Genomic DNA, 17,986 nt, shown 5'->3' on the forward strand with positions numbered 1-17,986 from the left:
CGCGTTACAGCGACTTGCCGACGAGGGCGATCAGGTCAACCAGACGGTTGGAGTAGCCCCACTCGTTGTCGTACCAGGAGACCACCTTGGCCTGGTTGTCGATCACCTTGGTGAGCCCCGAGTCGTACAGCGACGAGTGCGGGTCGGTGACGATGTCGCTCGACACGATCGGCGCGTCGTAGTACTTCAGGATGCCCTTCATCGGCCCCTCGGCGGCGGCCTTCATGGCGGCGTTGATGTCGTCGACCGAGGCCGACTTGCTCAGCTCGGCGGTCAGGTCGGTGACCGAGCCGGTGGGGATCGGCACCCGCAGCGCGTAGCCGTCCAGCTTGCCCTTGAGCTCGGGCAGCACCAGCCCGATCGCCTTGGCCGCACCGGTACCGGTGGGCACGATGTTGATGGCCGCGGCGCGGGCGCGACGCAGGTCGCTGTGCGGGCCGTCCTGCAGGTTCTGGTCCTGGGTGTAGGCGTGGATGGTGGTCATCAGGCCCTTGACGATGCCGAACTCGTCGTTGAGCACCTTGGCCAGCGGGCCCAGGCAGTTCGTGGTGCACGAGGCGTTGGAGATGATGTTCTGGCTGCCGTCGTACTTGTCGTCGTTGACGCCCAGCACGATGGTGATGTCCTCATCGGTGGCCGGAGCGGAGATGATGACCTTCTTGGCGCCGGCGTCCAGGTGCCCCTTGGCCTTGGCGGCGTTGGTGAAGATGCCGGTGGACTCGACGACGACGTCGACGCCCAAGTCGCCCCAGGGCAGGGCCGCCGGGCCTTCCTTGACCGCGAGGGCCTTGATCTTGGTGTTGCCCACGACGATGGTGTCGTCACCCTCGAGGCTGACGTCATACGGCAGGCGGCCCAGGATCGAGTCGAACTTCAGCAGGTGCGCCAGGCTGGCGTTGTCGGTGAGGTCATTGACCGCGACGATCTCGATGTCGGTGTTGTTGCCCAGGGCTTTCTGTGCATCCAATGCCCTGAAGAAGTTCCGACCGATGCGGCCGAAGCCGTTCACGCCTACCCGGACCGTCACTGGTCTCTCCTCGTGTTACGAAGTTGCTGGTTGTATTCGGCCGTCAGCCTAGCGGGGATTGCGGGCGCGGCGAAGCCGGGCGTAACAGATCCCGACACGACAAATCTAGTGCGTGACCGAGCCCACAGGCCCCTGGGTCCGGCGGACGGGAAGCTCATCGCCGGGTTCGGGCCACGGCTGGCGGCTCAGCAGGTCGGCCACGGACACGTATCCGGCTTCGATCAGCCCGGATTTGGCGTCGACAATCCGGTACGCCTGCTCTTTGCGGTGAATGGGTTGGCCTTCGAGCACGATCACCCGCAGATCACCTTCGGCGAAGTTGCAGCGTCGCTGCACGGCGGCGAGCAGCTGTTCATTGTGCAGGTGACCTTCGCCGAAGTTCCATCCGAGCAGCGGTCCCGCGATGATCTCGCCGTCACGGATGGTGTAGTCGGCCGGGTTGTCGAGCGCTCGGGGCAGCAGGCCGTTGAGGGCCCGCCCCTGCAGATGCATGGCCCGGAAGGCACCCGGCACTTTGTCGGCGACGAGGTCGGCGGTGGACTGGTCGTAGAACTTCGCCAATTGGTTGATCACCAGGGCCGAGCTCTTGACCACGTTGGTCTCCACCGTGTCCTCGGTTCCGGTGCGGAAGCACCAGAAGCTGGCGGCCCAGTTTCCGGCGTAGTAACGCATCGCCGGCAGGAAGGAAATCTGCTGCGGGAACATATTTCCTGCCACCGGGATGGCGACCAGCCCGACGAGCAAGATCGCGATCAGCAGCGGTGAACGCAGGTCGAAGACGCTGACCTCGGGGTGGTTCCCGAAAAGGAAGAACAGCGAGAAGAGAAAGAAGACATTCCATTCCAGCGGGACCCCCATGGGGAGGTTGGACAAGATGTTGAGGTGAAAGATCACCATGAAGGCGATCAGGAACCACCGCCACGGCTGATCGCCGGCGACGAGCACCAACAGCGCCGGCACGACGAATTCGGCGGTGGTGCCGCCGACGTGAGCCATCAACTGCGGGATCCGGGTGGGCCGAAGATCGTTCACGTGATCCCGGTACATCAGATGCTTGAGGCCGGTGAACACCTTTGCGCGCAGCAGTGCGTTGTTGCTCGTCATCACGGCCACCACATAAGGAAAGTGGTGGTTGAGCTTTGAGGTGGCCGCACCCCACCACAGCCCGAGGATGATGAGTTTGAAGGCGGCCATCTGATCGACGTAGGGAAAGAAGAAGACCAGCAGGGTCAGTCCGTAATGCTCGGCGCGGGCGGCCAGGAAGATCGTCTTGTCCCGCAGGCCCAGAAGACCCAGGGCGACGATCATCGGCACCACCAACACCGGGTCGAGCAGGCCCACGGGGCCAGGCTCACCCTGCCCGGGCGACAGCAGCACCCAGACACCGGAGGCCAACACGGCGCCGTAGAGCGCGATGTCGATCAGGGTGCGGGTATCGCCGCGGGTCAGCGGGACTTTTCCGGGCCAGGGCGGTAAGCGAATCGTGTTGGGCCGCAACCAGTAAAGGACGCCACCGATGGGCGGCCAGAATCGGGCCGTCAGTGGACCCGAACCGCAGCCCAGGCCCAGGATCTCGAACAACAGGCTGAACACGACGAGCTTCTGATAGACGATCGGCTGTGTCCACCAGTCGGCGATGTGGCCAAGACCGCCCAGCCCTGGAGTCAACGCGATGACTGCGGCGGCGCCGACGGCATAGGCCGCGATCTTGAGCAGATAGATCAGGTAGACCCCCGATGGGGTCCCGAAGCCCTCTTCGGCCCAGTGCCGGCTGCAGACCTGGATCCGGGTAGCCCACGGCGTGGCCCGCCACGTTTCGGGGTCGGCATCGGGAACCGTCGGTTTGATGAACCCCATGCTGTCCTCACTCCTTGCCGTGTGCCCGTTCTGTTATAGCGGTAGGAGCAGGCGTACGACGGCCATTCGGATAGGTCGGTACGGCCGTGGTGCATCATGACCTGATCCACACGTCACAACCACAGGGAGAACGGCGCGAATGAGGCATCGCATCATCGGGATCGTCTCCGCCATGGCCGCCTCCGCTGCGGCCATCTCCGCGGTGTCCACGGCACCGGCCGCTCTCGCCTACCCCGGCGACCCCAAGCCCGGATGCGAATCAGGCGGCTTTTTGAACGCCACGCTGTTCTGTGACGGACCGATCCGCCCTGACGGAACCTGGCAACGTTGCTGGTCGTGGCAGGCGAACTACACCGGCGGCTTCGACGGTAATCCCGGCTTCTACTCTCCGGCCGGGCAGATGTGCGCAGTGATCAGCGAAGACAATTTTCAACCCGCCATCAGCCCGCATTATCACATCGGCGATTGATCACTGCAGCACGTTAATCGCTGCGCCCCAACGGTTCTGCAGGTCTAGCCCGCAAATCGCCCGTCAGGCGTCTTCCAGCAGTTCCGGGGTGACCGCGGACTCGGTGTCGGGAATACCGTCCTGCTTGGCCTTGCGGTCAGCCATGGACAGCAGCCGCCGAATCCGGCCCGCCACAGCGTCCTTGGTCATCGGGGGGTCAGCCAGCCGGCCCAGCTCCTCGAGCGAAGCCTGCCGGTGTTCGACGCGCAGCTTGCCTGCCGTGGCCAGGTGATCGGGCACAGTATCGCCAAGGATCGCCAGCGCGCGTTCCACCCGAGCCGCCGCCGCGACGGCCGCACGCGCGGATCGGCGCAGGTTGGCGTCGTCGAAGTTGGCCAGCCGGTTGGCGGTCGCCCGAACCTCGCGACGGATCCGGCGCTCCTCCCAGACCAGCCGGGTGTCCTGGGCGCCCATTCGGGTCAGCAGCGCGCCGATCGCCTCCCCGTCGCGCACCACCACCCGATCCGCGCCACGGACCTCGCGTGCCTTGGCGCTGACGCCGAGCCGGCGCGCCGCACCGACGAGCGCCAGGGCCGCCTCCGGCCCGGGGCAGCCGACTTCCAGTGCTGATGAGCGACCCGGCTCGGTCAGGGAGCCGTGCGCCAGGAACGCTCCACGCCAGGCGGCTTCGGCGTCACCGACACTGCCGCCCACAACCTGGGCGGGCAGGCCGCGCACCGGACGCCCGCGCAGGTCCAACAACCCGGTCTGTCGGGCCAGCGCCTCACCGTCCTTGGTGACCCGCAGCACGTAGCGGGTGCTCTTGCGCATGCCGCTGGCCGTCAGCACGTGCACGATCGCGTTGTAGCCGTACAGATCGAAGATGTCCTTGCGCAACCGCCGGGCGATCACGCCCAGGTCCACCTCCGCCTCGACCACCACGCGGCCGGCCACAATGTGCAGCCCGCCGGCGAACCGCAACAGCGCCGCCACCTCGGCACGGCGTGCACTCACCGAACTGACCACGAGACGGCTCAGCTCATCCTTGACTTCGGCCGTCATCGCCACGCCTTGTCACCTCCCGGCCCGAGAGCACTCGGTCCACTCACGCCGGATTGCCGGCCCCCGCCCTGAGCCTGCGTCGCGACCGGAGTCGGAACGGTCAACGTCGATGCGTCGATGCTCCGAACCCCGTCCAGCGCCGCCGCCAACTTTCCTGGGTCATGTAAAGGTGTACCAGGTCTGGCCACGTCGACGAATTGAACCTCGGCCCCGAACAGTGTGGCGGCACGCCGCAGCTGGTCGCGCTCACGCTCGCTGGGCACCCGGCCCGCGTCGATGATGATGTGGTCGACCGTGAAGCCGGGTGCATGCTGCGCCAGCACATGCAGGTGCCGCTCCACCGAAAACCCAGCGGTCTCCCCCGGTTCGGCCACCAGGTTGAGCACCAGGGCACGGCGGGCGGTGGTCTTCTGCAGCGCTGAGGCCAGTCCGGGCACCAGCACGTGCGGGATCACACTGGTGAACCACGAACCCGGCCCGAGCACCACCAGGTCAGCGGACATGATCGCGTCCACCGCCTGGCGCGTGGCCGGCGGGTTACCGGGCAGCAGCCGCACCCGTCGCACCTTGCCCGGGGTGGTCGCGATCGCCACCTGGCCGCGGATCAACCGGAACAGTCGGGGGTCGGCGTCCAGACCCGAGACGTCGGCCTCGATCTGCAGCGCGATCGGACACATCGGCAGCACCCGGCCCTTGACGCCCAGCATCCGGCCGAGTTCGTCGAGCGCCGCGACGGGGTCGGCGAGCACCTCATTGAGGCCGGCCAGGAGCAGGTTGCCGATCGGATGGCCGGCAAGCGCACCGGTGCCACCGAATCGGTGCTGCAGGATGGTCGCCCACAACTGACCGTTCGGGGTGTCGGAGGCCAGCGCCGCCAAGGCCATCCGGAGATCGCCGGGGGGCACCACGTCCAACTCGCCGCGGAGCCTGCCGGAGGAGCCGCCGTCGTCGGCGACGGTGACCACCGCCGTGACGTGCGGAGTGAGTCGGCGAGCAGCCGACAACGTCGCGTACAGGCCGTGCCCACCTCCGAGTGCGACGATGCTCGGATTTCCCTGCACGGGCTCAACGCTCACTGGCGCAGCCCCTCCTCATCGCTCCGCAAGCTCCGTTCTGCATCGTCGCCGGCGCAACTCATTCGCGGCCCAGATCCCGATGCAGCACCCGTACCGACAGCTCGTCGTTGTCGTCCTCGGTGTCCAGCAGACGCGCCAGGGCTTCGGCGATGGCGACGCTGCGATGTTTGCCGCCGGTGCACCCGATGGCCAGGGTCATGTATCGCTTTCCCTCTCGTCGATAGCCGCCGACCACCAGGGTCAAAAGCCGGTGGTAGCTCGCGAGGAACTCATCGGCCCCCGGCTGGTTCAACACGTAGTCGCGGACGGCCGGATGCTGGCCGGTGTGCGGCCGCAGTTCGTCTACCCAGTGCGGGTTGGGCAGGAATCGCACGTCCATGACCATGTCGGCGTCCATCGGCAGGCCGTACTTGAATCCGAACGACTCCACCGTGATCGATGTCGGGGCGCTTACGGCGTCGCCGCCGAACATCTCCTCGATACTCTCCCGCAACTCACGCACGCTGAGCACCGAGGTGTCGATGACGAGGTCGGCGACCGCGCGCACCGGCGCCAACATGATCCGTTCGGCCGCAATGCCCTCGGTGAGGGTCTGCTGGCCCTGCAGGGGGTGACTGCGTCGATTGTGCTCGTAGCGGCGGATCAATACGTCGTCGCCCGCCTCCATGAAGAGCACCCGGGGATTGATGCCGCGGGTGGCCAGTTCGGTGCGCACCGAGTCCAGATCCCCGGTGAAACCGGCCGAGCGGACATCCATCACGACCGCCAACTGGGTGATCCGCGACCCCGCCGCAAGGCCCAGGTCCACCATGCGGGTGATCAGGTCCGGCGGCAGGTTGTCGGCGACGTACCAGCCCAGGTCCTCCAGCACCTTCGCCGCGGTTCCGCGTCCCGCTCCGGACAGTCCGGTCACGAGCACGACGTCGATGCCGGCGCCGTCTCCAGCCCCGACGACGGCGCGCCGGCGCACATCTTTCGGTGATTCCGTGGTCATCCCGACATCCGTTGGTGTTCAGCGGCGCCCGCCGCGCCGTCGGCTCCCAGCGCCTCGAGTACGGCGGCGGCGGTGGCCGCGCCGATTCCCGGGATCGAGGTGAGCTCTTCGACGGTAGCCCGTTTAAGGCGCGCCACCGAACCGAAATGCGAGATCAACACCTTGCGCCGATGGTCACCAAGGCCGGGCACAGCGTCCAGCACCGACTCCGTCATCCGCCTGGACCGCTTACTGCGGTGGTAGGTGATGGCAAACCGGTGCGCCTCGTCGCGAATCCGCTGCAAGAGGTAGAGCCCTTCGCTCTGCCTGGGCAAGATGATCGGGTCGGGTTCGGAGGGCACCCACACCTCCTCCAACCGTTTGGCCAGACCGATGGTTGCGACGTCGGTGATGCCCAGTTCCGCCAGCACGGCCGCCGCAGCATTGACCTGAGGGGCACCGCCATCGACCACATAGAGGTTGGGCGGATAGGCGAACTTTCGTGATCGTCCCTCGGGGGCGAGAGTCTCCGAGTCCAACTGCCTGCGGAACCTGCGGCGGGTCACTTCGGCGATCGACGCCACGTCATCGGAGCGGCCCTGCCCGGCAGCCTCCCGGATCGCGAAATGGCGGTAGTCCGACTTGCGCGGCAACCCGTCCTCGAACACCACCAGCGAGCCGACGACATCTGTGCCCTGCACATGGCTGATGTCGACACACTCGATGCGCAGTGGGGCATCGGCCAGTCCCAGCGAGTCCTGAATATTCTGCAGCGCAGAAGATCTGGCGGTGAAGTCTCCCGCACGCTTCATCTTGTGTTGCTGCAGAGCATCTTTGGCGTTGCGCTCGACCGTCTCGGCCAGGACTCGCTTGTCACCACGCAGGGGCACCCGTAACGACACCCGTGACCCCCGCAGCCCCGACAGCCAGCTGGTCAGCTCCTCAGCGTTGACGGGCAGGCACGGCACCAGAACCTCACGCGGCACGGGATTGGTCGGCTCGTCTGCTGCGCTGTCCAATTCGGCTTGGTCGCCATAGAACTGGGTGACGAACTGCTCGACCAGCGCTTCCAGCGAGCTCTCGGCATCGCCGGGGTCCCCGGGCTTCTCGACAATCCATCCGCGCTGGCCACGCACGCGTCCGCCGCGGACGTGGAACACCTGAACGGCCGCTTCCAGCTCATCTTCGGCGAAGGCCACGACGTCGGCGTCGGTGCCGTCGCCGAGCACCACGGATTGCTTTTCCAACGCTCGCCTCAGCGCTGCGACATCGTCGCGCAGCCGGGCGGCCCGCTCGAAGTCCAGTTCGTCAGAGGCGGCCAGCATCTGCTGCTCGAGGGTGCGGACCAATCGGTCGGTTTTGCCGGCGAGGAAGTCGCAGAAGTCGTCCACGATGCGTCGGTGCTCTTGGGCACTGACCTGACCGACGCACGGTGCCGAGCACTTACCGATGTAGCCGAGCAAGCAGGGCCGGCCGATCTGCTGGTGGCGCTTGAACACACCGTTGGAGCAGGTGCGCGCCGGAAAGACGCGCAACAGCAGGTCCAGCGTCTCGCGGATGGCCCAGGCGTGCGAGTAGGGCCCGAAGTAGCGCACCCCCTTGCGGCGCGGCCCGCGGTAGACCATCAGCCGCGGATATTCCTCGTTCAACGTGACGGCCAGGACCGGGTAGGTCTTGTCATCCCGGTAGCGGACGTTGAACCGCGGGTCGAACTCTTTGATCCAGTTGTATTCCAGCTGGAGTGCCTCGACCTCGGTGTTGACCACCGTCCACTCGACCTTGGCGGCGGTGGTCACCATCTGGCGGGTTCGCGGATGAAGGCCGGCGATATCGGCGAAGTACGACGTCAGACGGGACCGCAGGCTTTTCGCTTTGCCCACGTAGATGACTCGACCGTGCGGGTCGACGAATCGGTAGACGCCAGGCCCGACGGGGATGGACCCGGGCGCCGGACGGTAGGTCGCGGGGTCTGCCACGGTTTCTAGGCTAGCGTGCGGCTTCTCCCCGGTGAGCAGACGCAGAATCGCACTCGAGGGGCCTCAAGGGCGCGATTCTGTGTCTGCCGGCGGGGATGACGGGCGGTAGCGCGAGAGCAGCGCGCGCAGCTCCCGCATGGCCTGTACGGCGTATTCCTTGTCGGCGGACTGGATGGCCACCAGCGGAATGTACTCGTCGTCGGGGAGCTCCAGACGGGCCCAGCGCTTGCCCGGCGGGAAGGTGACCCCGACAATCTGAGACCAGGGAACCAACCGGTCTGCCAGCGCATTACGGACCGAGATCCCGGCCTCACCCGCCCGCACCCGGGCCCTGGTCAGGAGCAGCAGCGCGCCGGCGACGATGAAGCCCAGAACCACGACGGCCACCTGGTCGTAGGCGCGAAAGATCACCCCGCTGGAGCGGATCGTGAGCAGCAGGCTCACCACGACGTGGATGGTGACGATCAGGGTCGCGACGATCCACAGGCCGTAGCGCATCATGCGCGGGCGTACCTGCAGTTCCCAGTGGGAGGATCCGGACGACGAAGTCACGGTGTGGCGCGAAGCTCGCGCAGGGTCAGCGCCGTACTGAGGGCCGCGGCTGCCGCCTGCGCGCCCTTGTCCTCGGTCGACTCCGGCAGTCCAGCACGGTCGAGCGCCTGCGCCTCGTCGTTGACGGTCAGCACACCGTTAGCCACCGGGGTGGCCGCGTCCAGCGACACCCGGGTCAGGCCTTGGGTGACCGCATCACACACATAGTCGAAATGCGGTGTGGCACCGCGGATCACGACGCCGAGGGCGACCACGGCATCGTGGTTGCGGGCTACTTCCTGCGCCACGACCGGGATCTCGATCGCCCCGAGCACCCGCACCACCGTCGGTTCGGCAATGCCGGCATCGGTGGCTACCTTGCGGGCCCCTGCCAACAGGGCGTCACAGATACGGGTGTGCCAGGTGCTGGCCACGATCGCCAGGCGCACATCGGAAGCGCTCAGTGCCGGCATGTCCGGCACTCCTGCGGCGGGACTCATCTACAGTGCCCCACCGAATTCGTTCGGCGAGACGTCGTCGAAGTCTTCCAGCCCGGTCAGGTCGTGCCCCATCCGGTCACGCTTGGTCAACAGGTAGCGGATGTTCTCGGAGTTGGCCCGTACCGGCAGTGGGACCCGCTCGATGATGTGCAGGCCGTAGCCGTCCAGTCCGACACGCTTGGCCGGGTTGTTGGTCAGCAACCGCATCGAGCGAACGCCGAGGTCGCCGAGGATCTGAGCCCCGATCCCGTAGTCGCGCGCGTCGGCGGGCAAGCCGAGTTTCAGGTTGGCGTCGACGGTGTCGTCACCGGCATCCTGCAGCTGGTAGGCCTGCAGCTTGTGCAGCAGTCCGATACCGCGGCCCTCGTGACCGCGCATGTACAGCACGACGCCGCGCCCCTCCTGCGCGACCATCGCCAGCGCGGCGTCCAGCTGCGGACCGCAGTCACAGCGCCGCGACCCGAACACGTCACCGGTCAGGCACTCCGAGTGCACCCGAACGAGCACGTCGTCGCCGTCGTTGTGCGGCCCGGCGATCTCACCGCGAACGAGCGCGACATGCTCGACGTCTTCGTAGATGCTTCGGTAGCCCACCGCCCGGAACTCCCCGTGACGGGTCGGGATGCGGGCCTCGGCGACCCGCTCGATGTGCCTCTCATGCTTGCGGCGCCACTCGATCATGTCGGCGATGGAGATCAGCGCCAGGCCGTGCTCATCGGCGAAGACCCGCAGCTCGTCGGTCTGGGCCATCGCGCCCTCGTCCTTCTGGCTGACGATCTCGCAGATCGCACCGGCCGGCTGCAGGCCTGCCATCCGGGCCAGGTCGACCGCCGCCTCGGTGTGCCCGGGACGCCGCAGGACCCCACCGTCCTTGGCCCGCAGCGGCACCACGTGGCCGGGGCGGGTGAAGTCATCGGAAGCGCTGGTCGGGTCTGCCAGCAGCCGCATGGTGGTGGCCCGGTCGGAGGCCGAGATGCCGGTCCCGACGTTGTTCTTCGCGTCAACGGTGACGGTGTAGGCGGTGCCGTGCTTGTCCTGGTTCAGGGCGTACATCGGCAGCAGCCCGAGCCGGTCACAGATCGCGCCGTCCAGCGGAACACACAGGTAACCCGAGGTGTAGCGCACCATGAACGCCACCAGCTCGGGCGTGGCCTTCTCCGCGGCGAAGATCAGATCGCCTTCGTTCTCGCGGTCTTCGTCGTCGATGACAACCACGGCCTTGCCCGCCGCAATGTCGGCAACCGCCCGCTCGACGGTGTCCAACTTCGTCATCTGTGCCACCTTGATTTCGCCATCGGAAAGCGCCCGGTCGGCGCAACCCGCCCGTCCAGTATGAACCACCCCGGACCCACGGTTCGCCCCGTGACTCATTCCGTGGCTTTTGTCACCAGTCGCTCGACATATTTGGCGATCACGTCCACCTCCAGATTGACCAGTGTCCCGACCGCTGCGCGGCCCAGCGTGGTCAGTTCCAGGGTGGTAGGAATCAGCGAGACTTCAAAGTAGTCATCGGGGTCTTCGGGGCTTGAGCCCACCGCAGAGACGGTCAGCGACGTGCCGTCGACGGTGATCGAGCCCTTCTCCACCACGTAGCGCGCCAGTGATGCCGGCAGCCCGATCCGCACCACCTCCCAGTGCTGTCCCGGGGTACGGGCCAGCACCCGTCCGGTGCCGTCGACATGGCCCTGCACGATGTGCCCGCCCAGCCGGCTGCCGAGGGCGGCCGCACGCTCCAGGTTGACCGGACTGCCGACGTCAAGCGACCCCAGGCTGGACCGCTCCAGGGTCTCCCGCATGACATCAGCGCTGAACCGGCCGCCGGGCTGCACGTCGACGACCGTGAGGCACACGCCGTTGACGGCGATCGAGTCGCCGTGACGGGCATCGCAGGTGACGGTGGGGCCCTCGATGAGCAGGCGCGCAGCGTCGGTGAGGTCCTCGCGGCCGACCAGCGCTCCCAGTTCCTCGACGATTCCGGTGAACATCACATCAGGCTAGCGACGATCACCAGCGCGACGAAGTCGGGCGCAGTGGATCGTCGCCCGTCGGCACAGACGATCACCAGCGCGACGAAGTCGGGCGCAGTGGATCGTGTTGGTGGAACAAAGTCCCTGCTGCCCTACCTCGACCAGGCGGCCTCTATACGATGTCCCCCATGCGCAGACTTCTCATCGCCCTGGCCACCGCGACCACTGCCGCCGCATTGCTCGCCGGCTGTTCCTCGAAGGACACCGGCGGCCCACTGCCGGAAGCATCACCGCTGGTCAAGGAATCGGCCACCACCACCGCCAACCTGAAGAGCGCGCACCTGGCGCTGTCGGTGACCGGCCAGATCAAGAACCTGCCGGTTAAGACCCTTGAGGGCGACCTCACGAATGAGCCGACCACCGCGGCCAAGGGCAGCGCGACCATCACGATGCTGGGTTCGGATGTCGACGCGAAGTTCATCGTGATCGACGGCGACCTCTACGCCGCGATCACCGGCGACGACTACGACAACTTCGGCTCCGCAGCCAACATCTACGACGTGGCCGCGATCCTGAGCCCGGACAAGGGCCTGGCCAACCTGCTGGCCAATCTGAACGACGCCAAGGCCGAGGGCCGCGACACCATCAACGGCCAGAAGGCCGTCCGGGTCACCGGCACTGTGCCCGCCGACGCGGTGAACGCGATCGCGCCGCAACTGAAGGCCACGGCCTCGACGCCCGCCACGGTGTGGATCGACGAGGACGGTGACCACCAGCTGGCACAGGCTCAGCTGTCCCCCAGCTCGAGCACCACCATCCAGATGACCCTGTCGAACTGGAACGCTCCGGTCACCGTAGAGAAGCCCTGATGCGGGTCAACCGCAGGCTGGCGATCAGCGCGGGTAGCCTCGCCGTACTGCTCGGTGCCCTCGACACCTATGTCGTGGTCACGATCATGCGCGACATCATGGCTCCGCAGCCCGCGGGTGTCGGGATTCCGATCAATAAGATCCAGCAGCTGACCCCGATCATCACCTGCTATCTGCTGGGCTACATCGCAGCCATGCCGCTGCTGGGCCGGGCCTCGGACCGTTTCGGCCGTAAGTTGCTGCTGCAGGTCAGTCTGATCACCTTTGCCATCGGCTCGGTGGTCACTGCGCTGTCGACCGACCTCACGACCTTGGTGGTCGGCCGCACGATCCAGGGCGTCGCCAGTGGTGCGCTGTTGCCGGTGACGCTGGCGCTGGGCGCCGATCTGTGGTCGCAACGCAACCGGGCCGGTGTGCTCGGCGGGATCGGCGCCGCTCAGGAGCTCGGCAGCGTGCTGGGCCCCCTGTACGGCATCTTCATCGTCTGGGCACTGCGTGACTGGCGCGATGTGTTCTGGATCAATATCCCGCTGACCGCACTGGCGATGGTGATGATCCACTTCAGCCTGCCGTCGCGTTCTGAGACCGACCAAGACGGTGCACCGGCCGAACGCATCGACGTCGTCGGTGGCCTGCTGCTGGCGATAGCGCTGGGTCTGGCGGTCTTCGGTCTGTACAACCCCGAACCCACCGCCAAGCAGGCTCTGCCGGACTGGGGTGTGCCGGTGTTGGCGGGGGCGCTGGTGGCCACGGTGGCGTTCGCGGTGTGGGAGAAGTTCGCCCGCACCAAGCTGATCGACCCGACCGGTGCCCGATTCGGCCCCTTCCTGGCGGCGCTCGGCTCCTCGGTCTGCGCCGGAGCGGCGTTGATGGTGACGCTGGTCAATGTCGAACTGTTCGGCCAGGGCGTACTGGGCATGACCCAGAACGAGGCGGCCGGGTTGTTGCTGCGGTTCCTGATCGCGCTGCCCATCGGCGCTCTGGTGGGTGGCTGGATCGCCACCCGGGTGGGTGATCGCGTCGTGGCGTTCTTCGGCCTGCTCATTGCCGCCAGCGGGTACACGCTGATCTCGAAATGGCCGGTCGATCTGCTGAGCTACCGGCACGACGTGTTCGGGTTGTTCTCGCTGCCCGCCCTGGACACCGATCAGATGCTGGCCGGCTTCGGGCTGGGCTTGGTGATCGGGCCGCTGACTTCGGCCGTGATGCGGGCCGTTCCGCCACGCGAGCACGGCATCGCCGCCGCGGGTGTGGTGGTGGCGCGGATGACCGGGATGCTGGTCGGGATGGCGGCATTGTCGGCGTGGGGCCTGTACCGCTTCAACCAGATCTTGGCGGCTCAGCCAAAGGCGGTCGGTGAGACGCTGGCGGAGAAGATGGTCAGCAAGGCCGCTAACTCCAAGGTGGCGTTCGCCATGATGTACGGCGAGATCTTCTGGATCACCGCTCTGGTCTGTATTGCCGGCGCGGTACTCGGGCTGTTGATCGGCAGCAACAGCATCTCCGCGGAGGACCCGCAGGACTCTGCTCCCGAGCCGGCTATCGCGCGCTGAACGGTACCGTCCGCTAGTGCGGCACCAGGCTCAGCAGCAGATCGGGCCCGATCTGCTCTGTGGTGTCGAAGCGCCACCGCAGGGCGCGGGCGATGTTGGGTACACCGACGTCGTCGACTGCGGTGATCGGTCCGCCCAGCAGAATCGGCGCGACGTAGGCCAGGATGCGGTCGATCGCGCCGGCACGCAGGAATGCTCCGGCCAGCGTGGGGCCACCTTCGATCAGGACGTCGGTGCGGTCCGAGAGAGCCCTGAGCACCTCGGCCGGGTCGTGGGTGCGGATCACCATGGTGCGCGAGTCGTCGTTGAGCACGCGCGCGTCCGCGGAGATCTCGCGCTGCCCCACCACCACCCGTAGCGGCTGACGCTCGGCGAGGGTGCCGTCGGGCAGCCGGGCGGTCAATGTCGGGTCATCGATCAACACGGTGCCCGTGCCCACCACGATGGCGTCGGCCGCGGCTCGGCGGCGGTGCAGGTCGGCCCGGGCCGCCTCGCTGGTGATCCATTGGCTGGAGCCGTCGGCGGCCGCGCTGCGCCCGTCGATACTGGTCGCGTATTTCCAGGTGACGTGTGGCCTCCCGGTGCGCTGCTTGTGCAGCCACTCCCGCAACGGCCCGGTGGTGACCGCCTCGGCCTGCACGCCGGAGAGCACCTGCACGCCCGCATCGGCCAGTCGACCGGCCCCGCCGCCCGCGGCCGGGTTGGGATCTTCGACGGCGTAGACCACCCGCGCCACCCCGGCGGTCAGCAGTGCGTCCACACACGGCGGGGTCTTGCCGTGGTGATTGCACGGTTCCAGGGTCACGACAGCCGTTCCGCCGACGCTCAAGTCGCCGGCCCGGCGCAACGCCACCACTTCGGCGTGCGCCTCACCGGCCGGACGGGTTCCCCCGACGCCCGCCACCCGGCCGTCGCGGTCCAGGATGACCGCGCCCACCGGCGGGTTGGGATAGGTGTTGCCCTTGACCCGCTGCGCCTGGGCGACCGCCAGCAGCATCGCGGCGTCGAGGTCCATGACGTGCTCGGCGGCCGGCTTGGCGCTCATGCGCGCAGATGCGGTGACGCAGCCAGTGCCTGGCGGCGCAGCGATTCGACGGCGACAGCCGGGTCAGCGGCGCTGTAGACGGCCGATCCGGCGACGAAGCAGTCGACGCCGGCCTCCGCGGCCTGTTCGACGGTGTCGGCGTTGATACCGCCGTCGATCTCCACCAGGATGCTCAACTCCCCGGCATCGACGAGTTTGCGCACCGCGCGGACTTTGCTCAACACCTCGGGGATGAAGGACTGACCGCCGAATCCGGGCTCCACCGACATGACCAGCAGGGTGTCGAAGTCCCGCAGAATCTCCAGGTAGGGCTCCAACGCGGTACCGGGTTTGATGCTGAGCCCAGCTTTGGCGCCGGCGGCGCGGATGTCGCGGGCGACCGCGACGGGATTGTCGGTGGCCTCGGCGTGGAAAGTCACGTTGTAGGCGCCGGCCTCGGCATACGGCGGCGCCCAGCGACCCGGGTCCTCGATCATCAGGTGGCAGTCCATCGGGATGTCGGTGGCCGCCAACAGGCTCTGCACCACCGGCAGGCCCAGGGTCAGGTTCGGCACGAAATGGGCGTCCATCACATCGACGTGCAGCCAGTCCGCGCCCTTGACGGCGGCGACCTCATCGGCGAGGCGTGCGAAATCGGCCGAGAGGATCGACGGCGCGATCATGGGTCGTGACATGCGCTCAGATTACTTGGAGCGCTGCGGCGAACATGGCGTCGGTGCCGTGCCGGTGCGGCCACAGTTGTACGTACGGACCGTCCCCGAGCATGTCGGCCGGCGCGAACAGCTCTCGGGTGTCCAACGCGCGCACGGGCTGTCGGCGCAGGGCGTCAGCCACCACGCCCACCGTTTCGGCCAGATGCGGGGAACAGGTGGCGTAGAGCACCACTCCCCCCGGCCGGGTCAATCCGATCGCCGCGGCCAGCAGCTCACGTTGCAGTTTCGCCAGTACCGGAATGTCGCCGGGTTGCCTGCGCCACCGCGCCTCGGGCCTGCGACGCAAGGCGCCGAGCCCGGTGCAGGGCACGTCGACCAGCACCCGGTCGAACCCGGGCTGCAGGCCCGAATCGCGGCCGTCAGCGGTCAACACCTCGACGTTCAGGCCGGCGGTGTTCTCGGCAACCATGGCGGCTCGATGCGGCGCCTGCTCGACTGCGGTGACCCGCGCCCCGACCTGCCCGCCCAGGGCGGCCAGCAGGGCGGTCTTACCGCCCGGACCGGCGCACAGGTCCAGCCAGCGGCCGTTGTCTCCCTCAACCGGGGCCAGGGTCAGCGCGCGCGCCACCAGCTGGCTGCCCTCATCCTGAACCAGGGCCTGACCGGAGCGCACGGCGTCGAGCTGGCCCGGGTCACCGCCGGGCAGGTAGACCGCGTAGGGCGAATATCTGCCGACATCGCCGTCGACCGCCGCAGCCAGATCGGCCGCGGTCAGGACGCCGGGTCGGGCGGCCAGGTGCACCCGCGGCCGCTCGTCATCCCCGGCCAGCACCGCGTCGAGCTCGCCGGCGGCCGCACCCAACGCGTCCGCGAACGCCTGCGCGATCCACCGCGGATGGGCTCGGACGAAGGCGGCATGGCCGATCGGGTCGCTGTCGGCGTTCGGCGCCAACTCCGCGGTCCAGGAGTGTTCATCGCGGCCGCTGATGGTGCGCAGCACCCCGTTGACGAATCCCGCACGCGCGGAATCGAACTCGATCGCGGCTTGATCGACGGTGGTGGACACCGCGGCATGAGGCTCCACCCGGGTGCGCAACAGCTGATAGCTGCCCAGCCGCAGCAGATCCAGCAACACCGGGTCGATGGTGTCGGTCGAACGCTGCGCGGCTGCGCCGATGATCGCGTCGAGGAGCCCACGGACCCGACAGGTGCCGTAGGTCAGTTCGGTGGCGAAGGCGGCGTCGCGCCCGGTGATCCGGCGTTCGGCCAACAGGGCCGGCAGCGCCAGATTCGCGTAGGCGTCCCGTTCGGAAACCGCTCGCAGCACATCGAATGCGGCCCTGCGCGCGGGATCCAGGGGCTTGCGGTGGGTCTTTCGCGGGCCAGCCTGGCCGCGCTGGGGACGCCTTGTCGGGCCGGTCATGACGCGATCACCTCAGCAGAGATCCGGGCGCCCCGAGCCCAATCGGCGGCGTCCATGAGTTTCTTTCCGGGCGGCTGGATCTGCCCCAACCGCAACGGGTCTGATCCGGTCCCGACCCACAGATCGCGCCGGCCTACCTGTATCTGCCCGGGCGCCAATTCGCTGGGGCCGCCATCGGCAGCCTTGGCGAGGGTGACCGGTCCGATCTTCACCCGTAGGTCGCCGATAACCGTCCAGGCGCCGGGATTGGGTGTGACGGCGCGGATCCGGCGCTCGATCACCGCGGCCGGCAGATCCCAGCGCACCCGGGCATCGTCCACGCCGATTTTGGGCGCGTAGCTGACTCCGTCGCGGGGCTGAGGTACCGGGGTGAGCGCACCGTCGGCGATGCCGTCGAGGGTGGCGGCCAACAGTTCGGCACCCGAGACGGCCAAACGCGCCAGCAGTTCGCCCGCGGTGTCATCGGCACGGATCGTCTCGGTCGTCACGCCGTAGACCGGGCCGGAGTCCAATTCCCGCTCGATCGCAAAGGTGGTCGCCCCGGTCACCTGGTCACCGGCGGCGATGGCCGCCTGAACTGGAGCGGCACCCCGCCACGCCGGCAGCAGCGAGAAGTGCAGATTGACCCAGCCGTGCGTCGGCACCCCCAACAATGCGTCCCGCAACAGTGCCCCATACGCGACCACCGGGCAGCACTCCGGCGCCAGGTCGGCCAGCGCGGCGACCGACTCCGGGGCATTGGGCTGCGACGGCCGCAGCACCGGAATGCCGTGGTCGAGGGCCACCCGGGCCACCGGGGACGGCTGCGGGCTACCCCGCCGTCCCGAGGAGGCGTCGGGTCGGGTGAGCACCGCGACCACCTCGTGACGCGGTGAGTCGATCAGCCGTTGCAACGACGGCAACGCGGTGTCCGGGGTGCCGGCGAAGACGATGCGCACCGGGACAGTTTAGGGATGCCGGGAACCGCCATTGGTCGACGCTCACGTACAGCGACCCCACAGAATACTGGCAATCAAACACTATTGC

At 67.7% G+C, this 17,986-nt stretch carries 17 protein-coding genes; 3 read left to right on the plus strand and 14 right to left on the minus strand.

Going from position 1 to position 17,986, the window contains the following annotated elements:
* Positions 1-4 precede the first annotated feature (4 nt).
* On the minus strand, positions 5-1,027 hold the full coding sequence (gene gap, locus BST15_RS03500) for a type I glyceraldehyde-3-phosphate dehydrogenase (protein ID WP_046188051.1): 1,023 nt from the start codon (positions 1,025-1,027) through the stop codon (positions 5-7).
* Between the two features lie 105 nt (positions 1,028-1,132).
* Positions 1,133-2,884, minus strand: a complete 1,752-nt coding sequence (locus tag BST15_RS03505; protein ID WP_046188050.1) for a DUF3556 domain-containing protein — start codon at positions 2,882-2,884, stop codon at positions 1,133-1,135.
* A 139-nt stretch (positions 2,885-3,023) separates the two neighbouring features.
* Between BST15_RS03505 and BST15_RS03510 the strand changes: the two genes are divergently transcribed.
* Positions 3,024-3,353: a CDGP domain-containing protein gene (locus tag BST15_RS03510; protein WP_052734900.1), complete on the plus strand. Its 330-nt coding sequence runs from the start codon at positions 3,024-3,026 to the stop codon at positions 3,351-3,353.
* A 63-nt stretch (positions 3,354-3,416) separates the two neighbouring features.
* Here the strand turns inward: BST15_RS03510 and whiA are convergent, their stop codons facing one another.
* From whiA to BST15_RS03550, 8 genes are all read right to left on the minus strand, one after another.
* Positions 3,417-4,394 carry a DNA-binding protein WhiA gene (whiA, locus tag BST15_RS03515; RefSeq protein ID WP_109370695.1) on the minus strand — a complete coding sequence of 326 codons (978 nt, stop codon included), beginning with the start codon at positions 4,392-4,394 and terminating at the stop codon, positions 3,417-3,419.
* Positions 4,391-5,455, minus strand: coding sequence for a gluconeogenesis factor YvcK family protein (locus BST15_RS03520; RefSeq protein ID WP_109370693.1), 1,065 nt, complete (start codon positions 5,453-5,455; stop codon positions 4,391-4,393). Before BST15_RS03520 ends, whiA begins: the two co-directional genes overlap by 4 nt.
* 73 nt (positions 5,456-5,528) lie before the next feature.
* Positions 5,529-6,464, minus strand: coding sequence for an RNase adapter RapZ (gene rapZ, locus BST15_RS03525; RefSeq protein WP_046188047.1), 936 nt, complete (start codon positions 6,462-6,464; stop codon positions 5,529-5,531).
* On the minus strand, positions 6,461-8,419 hold the full coding sequence (gene uvrC, locus BST15_RS03530; protein ID WP_046188046.1) for an excinuclease ABC subunit UvrC: 1,959 nt from the start codon (positions 8,417-8,419) through the stop codon (positions 6,461-6,463). The genes rapZ and uvrC overlap by 4 nt, the downstream gene beginning before the upstream one ends.
* 63 nt (positions 8,420-8,482) lie before the next feature.
* Complete coding sequence (locus BST15_RS03535; RefSeq protein WP_109370692.1) at positions 8,483-8,971, minus strand: PH domain-containing protein; 489 nt, start codon at positions 8,969-8,971, stop codon at positions 8,483-8,485.
* Entirely contained in the window at positions 8,968-9,450 is a 483-nt protein-coding gene (gene ribH, locus BST15_RS03540; RefSeq protein ID WP_046188044.1) for a 6,7-dimethyl-8-ribityllumazine synthase, read from the minus strand. Before ribH ends, BST15_RS03535 begins: the two co-directional genes overlap by 4 nt.
* Complete coding sequence (locus tag BST15_RS03545; protein WP_046188043.1) at positions 9,451-10,722, minus strand: bifunctional 3,4-dihydroxy-2-butanone-4-phosphate synthase/GTP cyclohydrolase II; 1,272 nt, start codon at positions 10,720-10,722, stop codon at positions 9,451-9,453. It lies immediately after the preceding gene.
* A 95-nt stretch (positions 10,723-10,817) separates the two neighbouring features.
* A complete protein-coding gene (locus BST15_RS03550) occupies positions 10,818-11,435 on the minus strand; it encodes a riboflavin synthase (protein ID WP_046188042.1) in 618 nt (205 codons plus the stop codon).
* A gap of 161 nt (positions 11,436-11,596) precedes the next feature.
* On the opposite strand from BST15_RS03550, the gene BST15_RS03555 reads away from it, so the two are divergent.
* Both BST15_RS03555 and BST15_RS03560 read left to right on the plus strand, forming a co-directional pair.
* Positions 11,597-12,286 (plus strand): LppX_LprAFG lipoprotein, encoded by a 690-nt coding sequence (locus BST15_RS03555; RefSeq protein ID WP_046188041.1) that lies wholly within the window; start codon positions 11,597-11,599, stop codon positions 12,284-12,286.
* Positions 12,286-13,839 (plus strand): MFS transporter, encoded by a 1,554-nt coding sequence (locus BST15_RS03560; RefSeq protein WP_046188040.1) that lies wholly within the window; start codon positions 12,286-12,288, stop codon positions 13,837-13,839. Before BST15_RS03555 ends, BST15_RS03560 begins: the two co-directional genes overlap by 1 nt.
* Before the next feature lie 13 nt (positions 13,840-13,852).
* On the opposite strand, the gene ribD is transcribed toward BST15_RS03560, so the two are convergent.
* From ribD to fmt, 4 genes are read right to left on the minus strand one after another with little or no spacing between them, the layout of a single operon-like run.
* On the minus strand, positions 13,853-14,884 hold the full coding sequence (ribD, locus tag BST15_RS03565; RefSeq protein WP_409366516.1) for a bifunctional diaminohydroxyphosphoribosylaminopyrimidine deaminase/5-amino-6-(5-phosphoribosylamino)uracil reductase RibD: 1,032 nt from the start codon (positions 14,882-14,884) through the stop codon (positions 13,853-13,855).
* A complete protein-coding gene (gene rpe / locus BST15_RS03570; protein WP_046188039.1) occupies positions 14,881-15,558 on the minus strand; it encodes a ribulose-phosphate 3-epimerase in 678 nt (225 codons plus the stop codon). Before rpe ends, ribD begins: the two co-directional genes overlap by 4 nt.
* A gap of 4 nt (positions 15,559-15,562) precedes the next feature.
* On the minus strand, positions 15,563-16,960 hold the full coding sequence (locus BST15_RS03575; protein ID WP_046188038.1) for an RsmB/NOP family class I SAM-dependent RNA methyltransferase: 1,398 nt from the start codon (positions 16,958-16,960) through the stop codon (positions 15,563-15,565).
* Complete coding sequence (gene fmt, locus BST15_RS03580; RefSeq protein WP_046188037.1) at positions 16,957-17,898, minus strand: methionyl-tRNA formyltransferase; 942 nt, start codon at positions 17,896-17,898, stop codon at positions 16,957-16,959. The genes BST15_RS03575 and fmt overlap by 4 nt, the downstream gene beginning before the upstream one ends.
* Positions 17,899-17,986: the final 88 nt, after the last annotated feature.

The organism is Mycolicibacter arupensis (genome assembly GCF_002086515.1).
GTDB classification, from domain to species: domain Bacteria; phylum Actinomycetota; class Actinomycetes; order Mycobacteriales; family Mycobacteriaceae; genus Mycobacterium; species Mycobacterium arupense.